The 8,771-nt window shown below is 55.3% G+C and carries 7 protein-coding genes and 1 pseudogene; all 8 read left to right on the forward strand.

Annotated features, from left to right (window positions below):
• Window positions 1-90 (forward strand): annotated as a pseudogene (locus ACMWKK_RS25405) (plasmid mobilization relaxosome protein MobC); the annotation flags it as partial.
• Between the two features lie 677 nt (window positions 91-767).
• A complete protein-coding gene (locus tag ACMWKK_RS25410; RefSeq protein WP_016355729.1) occupies window positions 768-1,259 on the forward strand; it encodes an MbeB family mobilization protein in 492 nt (163 codons plus the stop codon).
• Between the two features lie 6 nt (window positions 1,260-1,265).
• A complete protein-coding gene (locus ACMWKK_RS25415) occupies window positions 1,266-1,481 on the forward strand; it encodes an MbeD family mobilization/exclusion protein (protein WP_000137422.1) in 216 nt (71 codons plus the stop codon).
• A 910-nt stretch (window positions 1,482-2,391) separates the two neighbouring features.
• Complete coding sequence (locus ACMWKK_RS25420; protein ID WP_007899670.1) at window positions 2,392-3,696, forward strand: PAS domain-containing methyl-accepting chemotaxis protein; 1,305 nt, start codon at window positions 2,392-2,394, stop codon at window positions 3,694-3,696.
• 987 nt (window positions 3,697-4,683) lie between these two features.
• A complete protein-coding gene (locus ACMWKK_RS25425) occupies window positions 4,684-5,028 on the forward strand; it encodes a MobC family plasmid mobilization relaxosome protein (RefSeq protein ID WP_032976203.1) in 345 nt (114 codons plus the stop codon).
• Window positions 5,029-5,705: 677 nt separating this feature from the next.
• Window positions 5,706-6,197: an MbeB family mobilization protein gene (locus tag ACMWKK_RS25430; protein ID WP_032623637.1), complete on the forward strand. Its 492-nt coding sequence runs from the start codon at window positions 5,706-5,708 to the stop codon at window positions 6,195-6,197.
• 6 nt (window positions 6,198-6,203) lie between these two features.
• Window positions 6,204-6,419: an MbeD family mobilization/exclusion protein gene (locus tag ACMWKK_RS25435; RefSeq protein WP_029590204.1), complete on the forward strand. Its 216-nt coding sequence runs from the start codon at window positions 6,204-6,206 to the stop codon at window positions 6,417-6,419.
• 1,976 nt (window positions 6,420-8,395) lie between these two features.
• Window positions 8,396-8,740, forward strand: coding sequence for a MobC family plasmid mobilization relaxosome protein (locus tag ACMWKK_RS25440; RefSeq protein WP_406542957.1), 345 nt, complete (start codon window positions 8,396-8,398; stop codon window positions 8,738-8,740).
• Window positions 8,741-8,771 lie beyond the last annotated feature (31 nt).

Raw genomic sequence — 8,771 nt, forward strand, 5'->3', positions numbered from 1 at the left:
CAGATTGTGGCGGCGCTGATGGCCATCGATGCCGGGCTTGAGCGGCTGCGGCACGCCGTTCTTGAGAAAGGAACGGACGATGATCGTTAAATTTCATCCACGCGGTCGCGGCGGTGGCGCCGGGCCGGTGGACTATCTGCTGGGTAAAGACCGGCAGCGTGAAGGCGCCAGCGTCCTGCAGGGGAAGCCGGAAGAAGTCCGGGAGCTGATCGACGCGTCGCCTTACGTGAAGAAATACACCTCCGGCGTCCTGTCGTTTGCGGAGGCCGATCTGCCTCCCGGCCAGCGGGAAAAACTGATGGCCAGCTTCGAGCGGGTTCTGATGCCCGGACTTGATAAAGATCAGTACAGCATTCTGTGGGTGGAGCACGAGGACAAGGGGCGTCTGGAGCTGAACTTTCTGATCCCCAATACCGAGCTGCTGACCGGCAGGCGGCTCCAGCCGTACTACGACCGCGCCGACCGGCCGCGTATCGATGCCTGGCAGACCATCGTGAACGGCAGACTGGGGCTGCACGATCCGAACGCGCCGGAAAACCGCCGGGCGCTGGTCACGCCGGCCGGACTGCCGAAAACGAAGCAGGAAGCCGCAGAAGCCATCACCCGTGGACTGCTGAGCTTAGCCTCGTCCGGGGAGCTGAAAAGCCGTCAGGACGTCACTGAGGCTCTTGAAGGTGCAGGTTTTGAGGTGGTGCGTACAACGAAAAGCAGTATCAGCATTGCCGACCCTGACGGGGGGCGAAACATCCGACTGAAGGGAGCCATCTATGAGCAGTCTTTTAACGCTGGCGAAGGACTTAGAGCAGCAATCGAAAGCGCAGCAGAAGAGTACCGGCGAGATGCTGAAAGCCGCATTCAGCGAGCACGAGCAGTCTGTCAGAGCGGAACTGAACGCAAGCGCGAGGAGAATCAGCGACGCCATCAGCGCCCACGAGCAGAGTATGAGCGAGGCGATGGAGAAAAACCGGCGGAGCGTGTTGCTGACGGCCGGGAGGACATGGCTCACCATCCTGATGGTGTCAGCGCTGCTGATCGCCACGAGCGGGAGCATTCTGTGGTGGCAGGGACGGCAGATAACCGACAATTACACACATCTTCGTCAGCAGGAAGATACCCTGGCGAAAATGACCGCCCGGACGTGGGGAGTACGCTATCAGGAGAGCAACGACGGCCGGAGGTTCCTTATCCTGCCGCCGGGGATGCAAGCCGAAGCCATCCCCTACGACGGGACGACCTGGATCCGCCTGAAACAGGAGTAGCGGAAAATGACAGAGCTGGAAAAGCAGTTGCTGAGCGCATTAGAGCAGCTACAGCAGGACTACTCGCAAAGGCTGGACGAATGGGAGAGCGCCTTCGCGGAATGGCGGAGCATGTGTGGACTTATGCAACGGGAGAACGCGGTGCTGAACGAGCGCGTGTCGGACTTGAGCACGCAGGTGCTGAGTTTAAGCGAGCAGCTGCGCCGCTTGTCCGGGAACTGAATGCCATCGAGGAGAAGGCTGCACTGGAGTATCAGCGTCAGAACGAGCTGGAGCTGACGCTCCGACAGAAGCAGAAGAGTTTCGATGGTCCGAAGATGAGGTGACAGCCCGCACGAAGAAGGGCTCATCGCGTTCCTGCTAAATAGGCTGACTACCGGAATGGTAGTGACTTATCCCGGAGGAAGTGATGAAAATTCTCAACGTTATTGAAGCCCTGCTGAACTGTTTTTACCTGGTGATGGAGCTGTGTGAGTTGCCGGAGAGGCATTTGCCGGTTTTTAAGGCGTTCGCGCTGATTTTAGTGTGACTTTACGCTGCATGCATCTGGCTGCATGACTATGCATCAGTGTAATATCCAGCGGCTGCGTTTTTGGTGTTTTTTCGTCATGTCTGTCGCCACTTTCTCGCGTCTGGCACCGGAAACGCAGCCAACCCCGTTTCTGCGGTGCGGGCAAGGGGTGTTATGTTAAAAGCCGAGGTCTGGCGGATACGGAAAAAATTATGCCGGCCGGGCTTATGCCCGCGGCAATCCGGCCGATACTTAAATTATCCTTCACAAAGGATGTGCTGCGATCCAGGCAGTTGAGTGTTTTCCGGCTCCCGGATGTGAGCCATTTTTTTGCCTTCTGATGCCTGTTAATGCATGCGGAGCTGCGCTGGTTCTTCCAAGATTGATAGACGCCAGCTTCTCTGCTGGAGCCGGCGGATTTGCCGTAAATATGAACATTTTCTTATTGTTCAGCCCGCTAAAGATGGCGGGTTTTTTACGCGTGAAATCCGGAGCCGGACATCATGCCGGCATGGCTGAAGAGCGGGCTTTTTCCCGCCCTGTCGCAGTAATATATAACGCTACATAAGGAGTAGCCGATAACCATGGCAGTACTTACATTATCCGGGCAATCTGATTCATATGTTTTCACTTAAAAATATGTTCTCCCTGAACCTCCAGCGATCAGCCATTTCGTATGACGCAATTTGTCAGAATAAGCCTGTCATTGAGTTCAGTCCGGAGGGGGTGATAAATAAAGCCAGCCCGCTTTTTCTCTCCACTATGGGGTACAGGGCTGATGAAATAATCGGTCACCACCATCGTATATTCTGCCCGCCCTCGCTGGTAAGTTCACCGGAATACAGCCAGTTCTGGCAGCGCCTTGCCAGGGGAGAAAGCTTTAGTGGCAAGTACCTGCGGCTGGCAAAGGGAAATCGTTCCGTATGGCTTGAAGCCAGTTATATCCCCGTTTCTGACAGGCGCGGCCGTGTTATCAGAGTCATTAAAATTGCTGCCGATATTTCTGAGCGCGTGCATTCTGCTCTTGAGCAGGAAGCAGTCGTAAATGCCATAAACCGTTCTATGGCCATCATCACCTTCAATCCTGAAGGGATCGTGCTTGAAGCAAATGAAAATTTCGTCAATGCCACTGGCTATAAGCGGGATGAAATCATAGGTAAGCATCATCGTCTGTTCTGTGCCGAGACGCTTTACAAAAGTGATGAATACCGACATTTCTGGGAGAGTCTGAATCAAGGTGAGTTTTTTTCTGGTCTGTTTCCACGCCTTAACCGTCAGGGAGACCCTCTGTGGTTCCGTGCAACTTATAACCCTGTCTTTAACAGTGATGGGCAGCTTTATAAAATTGTGAAATTCGCTACAGATGTTACGGCTGATGTCCTGCGAAACCAGAGAGAGCAAGAGGCTGCTGTGCATGCATGGGATATGGCCGTGCAGACCCGAGAAAGTGCGCAGAACGGTGCCAATGTTATTGAAAATAGCATCCTTATGATTGACAGAATTGCGCAGGGGATGGGGGCTGTCTCCACCGATATCTCACGGCTCAACAATCAGTCTGAAAGTATTGACGATATGGTGGAAACCATCCGGAAGTTTGCCATGCAGACAAGACTTATTGCACTGAATGCCGCGATTGAAGCAGCAAGGGCTGGCGCATCCGGAAGAAGTTTTGCGGTTGTTGCCGCAGAAGTGCGTAATCTTGCGGCGAGCGTCAGTAGCGCGACTGAAGAAATTGAGCAAGTCGTGGCCAGCAATAGTCAACTGGCCAAGGATGTTCTCTGTGGCATTGAAAACAGCCTGATGAACACTCGGGAAGGGGTTACACTCATGCGCGAAGCGGGTGAAGTTATGACCAGCATTCAGAGGAATGCTGCAGGGGTTGAGACTGCGGTTAAGGATGTCGCCATTTCAGTTAAAGCCGGATAGGCCATGGTGCATATCCCCATATCTGTCGAACATCACAGATGATCTTCTTGAGATCCTTTCCGTTGCGTCGTAATCTCTTGCTCTGAAAACGAAAAAACCACCCGGCAAGGTGGCTTTTTCGAAGGTTCGCAAGAGTTGACGCTCTTTTGAACCGCGGTAACTGGCTTGGAGGAGCACAGTCACCAAAACTGTCCTTTCAGTGTAGCCTTATCGCACCCGAAACTTCAAGACTCTCCTCCTCTAAACCTGTTACCAGTGGCTGCTGCCAGTGGCGCTTTGTCGTGTTTTTCCGGATTGGACTCAAGTTGATAGTTACCGGATAAGGCGCAGCGGTCGGACTGAACGGGGGGTTCGTGCATACAGTCCAGCTTGGAGCGAACTGCCTTCCCGGAACTGAGTGTCAGGCGTGGAATGAGACAAACGCGGCCATAACAGCGGAATGACACCGGTAAACCGAAAGGCAGGAACAGGAGAGCGCACGAGGGAGCCACCAGGGGGAAACGCCTGGTATCTTTATAGTCCTGTCGGGTTTCGCCACCACTGATTTGAGCGTCAGATTTCGTGATGCTTGTCAGGGGGGCGGAGCCTATGGAAAAACGGCTTCGCCGCGGCCTTATCGCTTCCCTGTTAAGCTTCTTTCTGGCATCTCCCAGGAAATTTCCGCCCCGCCTGTAAGCCGGTACCGCTCGCCGCAGCCGAACGACCGAGCGCAGCGAGTCAGTGAGCGAGGAAGCGGAATATATCCTGTATCGCATATTCTGCTGACGCTCCGCTGCTGCATTTTTCTCCTGCCACATGAAGCACTTCACTGATATTCGCATCCGTGCCAACATAGTAAGCCAGTATACACTCCGCTAGCGCTACGTGACTGGTTCAGGGCTGCGCCCCGAAACCCGCTAACAGCCACTGACGCGCCTGCGGCTTGTCCAACCCCGCGCCGACCGGGAAAGGTTTTCCCGCCCGTCCCGGGGTTATCAGGAGACTGTTTTGTCAGAGAAACGGAACAAGATGCTCACCATGTGGGTGACGGAGGATGAGCACAGGCGGCTACTTGAGCGCTGCGACGGCAGGCAGCTGGCGGCGTGGATGCGGCAGACCTGCCTGGACGAAAAGCCGGCTCGTACCGCAAAACTTCCTTCGATCTCGCCGGCGCTGCTGCGCCAGCTTGCCGGTATGGGCAACAACCTGAACCAGATAGCCCGCCGTGTTAACGCCGGCGTCGGTACCGGTCATGACCGGGTGCAGATTGTGGCGGCGCTGATGGCCATCGATGCCGGGCTTGAGCGGCTGCGGCACGCCGTTCTTGAGAAAGGAACGGACGATGATCGTTAAATTTCATCCACGCGGTCGCGGCGGTGGCGCCGGGCCGGTGGACTATCTGCTGGGTAAAGACCGGCAGCGTGAAGGCGCCAGCGTCCTGCAGGGGAAGCCGGAAGAAGTCCGGGAGCTGATTGACGCGTCGCCTTACGTGAAGAAATACACTTCCGGCGTACTGTCGTTTGCGGAGGCCGATCTGCCTCCCGGTCAGCGGGAAAAACTGATGGCCAGCTTCGAGCGGGTTCTGATGCCCGGACTCGATAAAGATCAGTACAGCATTCTGTGGGTGGAGCACGAGGACAAGGGGCGTCTGGAGCTGAACTTTCTGATCCCCAATACCGAGCTACTGACCGGCAGGCGGCTCCAGCCGTACTACGACCGCGCCGACCGACCGCGCATCGATGCCTGGCAGACCATCGTGAACGGCAGACTGGGGCTGCATGACCCGAACGCACCGGAAAACCGCCGGGCGCTGGTCACGCCGTCCGGACTGCCGAAAACGAAGCAGGAGGCCGCAGAAGCCATCACGCGCGGACTGCTGACGCTTGCTTCGTCCGGGGAGCTGAAAAGCCGTCAGGATGTCACTGAGGCGCTGGAACGGTCAGGTTTTGAGGTGGTGCGCACCACGAAAAGCAGTATCAGCATTGCCGACCCGGACGGGGGGCGAAACATCCGACTGAAGGGAGCCATCTATGAGCAGTCTTTTAACGCTGGCGAAGGACTTAGAGCAGCAATCGAAAGCGCGGCAGCAGAGTACCGGCGAGATGCTGAAAGCCGCATTCAGCGAGCACGAGCAGTCTGTCAGAGCGGAACTGAGCGCAAGCGCGAGGAGAATCAGCGACGCCATCCTCGCCCACGAGCAGAGTATGAGCGAGGCGATGGAGAAAAACCGGCGGAGCGTACTGCGGACTGCCGGGCGGACATGGCTCACCATCCTGATGGTGTCAGCGCTGCTGATCGGCACGAGCGGGAGCATTCTGTGGTGGCAGGGGCAGCAGATAACCGACAATTACACGCATCTTCGTCAGCAGGAAGATACCCTGGCGAAAATGACCGCCCGGACGTGGGGAGTGCGCTATCAGGAGAGCAGCGACGGCCGGAGGTTTCTTATCCTGCCGCCGGGGATGCAAACCGAAGCCATCCCTTACGACGGGACGACATGGATCCGCCTGAAACAGGAGTAGCGGAAAATGACAGAGCTGGAAAAGCAGTTGCTGAGCGCATTAGAGCAGCTACAGCAGGACTACTCGCAAAGGCTGGACGAGTGGGAGAGCGCCTTCGCGGAATGGCGGAGCATGTGTGGGCTTATGCAACGGGAGAACGCGATGCTGAACGAGCGCGTGTCGGACTTGAGCACGCAGGTGCTGAGTTTAAGCGAGCAGCTGCGCCGCTTGTCCGGGAACTGAATGCCATCGAGCTCCGGCACAGGGAGAATGAGTATCAGAAAACACTGGAGCTGGAGCGCCAGCCGCAGAAAACCTACCGCGGGCCGACACTTTAAACCATCCAGGCAGCTGACAACCCGCACGAAGAGGGGCTCTTACTTCTCCCGCTAAATAGGTTCGTGATCAAAAAGGTCACGCCTTATTCAGGAGCGGGAAATGAAGCTGTTAAATCTTATTGAATCATTGCTTAACTGCCTGTATCTGGCGGCGGAGCTGTGGGACTGGCTGGAGAAGCATTTGTCGGTTTTTAAGGCATTGGCGCGGATTTTAGTGTGACTTTAACATCCATGCATCTGGCTGCATGACTATGCACCAGTGTAATATTCAGCGGCTGCGTTTCTGGTGTTTTTTCGTCATGTCTGTCGCCACTTTCTCGCGTCTGGCACCGGAAACGCAGCCAACCCCGTTTCAGCGGTGCGGGCAACGGATGTTATGGTAAATGGTGCCTAATTAACGTTGACGTTTACATCAGCAGGACTTTGATAATTAGGTCGCTGTAATCCACTATCGCCAACCGATAAGCATTGGAATATGACGCTTATATCATCCCCTGGAAGCGAGCTAAACGTAGAGTGATCCATGTTCTTCACAAGGATGGTCTTGCCTTGATTAAGGCAATATTGGTTCGCTTCTGTTAACGCAGCTTTTTTTGCTCCAGCCTGTCCCCTTACAGGTGCAGCATGAACAGATATGGAATAAGTATCTGGCCCCATGGGTAATACGCCACTTGAATTAACGCATCCTGTAAGGGAAATCATTACTGCTGCAAAGCAAATGTATTTCATTACTCTAATATCCTATGTTTTTATTTTTCTATTTATTCAAATGGTTATGCTGGTTTGTTGGGTGATTGTGCATCATCCTACTATCTTGCCTGATTAGTAATCTTTTCAAAAGGATATGTTATCAAGGGGAACAGAAGTGGTGGCAGTAACTGGGGGTGGTTGATATCCAGACGTGGATATGAGCAATGTTTTCGAGGTTAGGATCTTCTTGTGATCCTGTCGTTACCGTCGTAATCTCTTGCCCTGTAAACGAAAAAACCACCCGGCAAGGTGGTTTTTCGAAGGTTCAGTAAACCGGCAAGTTTCTGAACCGTGGTAACAGTCTTGTGCGAGACGTGTCACCAAATCTGTCCTTCCAGTGTAGCCGTAGTAATGGCACCACTTCAAGAACTCTCACAACATCTCTCGCACATCCTGTTTACCAGTGGCTACTGCCAATGGCGATTTGTCGTGCCTTTTCGGGTTGGACTCAAGTTGATAGTTACCGGAAAGAGCGTGGTAGTCGGACTGAACGGGGGGTTCGTGCATACAGTCCAGCTTGGAGCGAACTGCCTTCCCGGAACCGAGTGTCAGGCGTGGAATGAGAAACCGCGGCCATAACAGCGGAATGACACCGGTAAACCGAAAGGCAGGAACAGGAGAGCGCACGAGGGAGCCACCAGGGGGAAACGCCTGGTATCTTTAAGTCCTGTCGGGTTTCGCCACCACTGATTTGAGCGTCAGATTTCGTGATGCTTGTCAGGGGGGCGGAGCCTATGGAAAAACGGCTTTGCCGTGGCCTTTTCGCTTCCCTGTTAAGCTTCTTCCTGGCATCCTCCAGGAAATTTCCGCCCCCTTCGTAAGCCCACACCGCTCGCCGCAGCCGAACGACCGAGCGCAGCGAGTCAGTGAGCGAGGAAGCGGAACATCACCTGCATTGCATATTCTGCTTACGCTCCGCTGCTGCATTTTTCTCCTGGCACATGAAGCACTTTCCCGACAACCGCACTCATGCCAACATAATAAGCCAGTATACACTCCGCTAGCGCTACGTGACTGGTTCAGGGCTGCGCCCCGAAACCCGCCAAAAGCCTGACGCGCCTGCGGCTTGTCCAACCCCGCGCCGACCGGGAAAGGCTTTCCCGCCCGTCCCGGCGTTATCAGGAGGCCGGTTTGTCAGAGAAACGGAACAAGATGCTCACCATGTGGGTGACGGAGGACGAGCACCGGCGGCTGCTCGAGCGCTGTGACGGCAGGCAGCTGGCGGCGTGGATGCGACAGACCTGCCTGGACGAAAAGCCTGCGCGCACCGGAAAGCTTCCCTCACTCTCGCCAGCGCTGCTGCGCCAGTTTGCCGGCATGGGCAATAACCTGAACCAGATAGCCCGCCGTGTTAACGCCGGCGGCGGCACCGGCCATGACAGGGTACAGATTGTGGCGGCGCTGATGGCCATCGATGCCGGGCTTGAGCGGCTGCGGCACGCCGTTCTTGAGAAAGGAACGGACGATGATCGTTAAATTTCATCCACGCGGTCGCGGCGGTGGCGCC

Origin of the sequence: Enterobacter sp. 01-M-03-SI-ECC, from assembly GCF_047530215.1 — a bacterium.
Classification (GTDB): domain Bacteria; phylum Pseudomonadota; class Gammaproteobacteria; order Enterobacterales; family Enterobacteriaceae; genus Enterobacter; species Enterobacter chengduensis.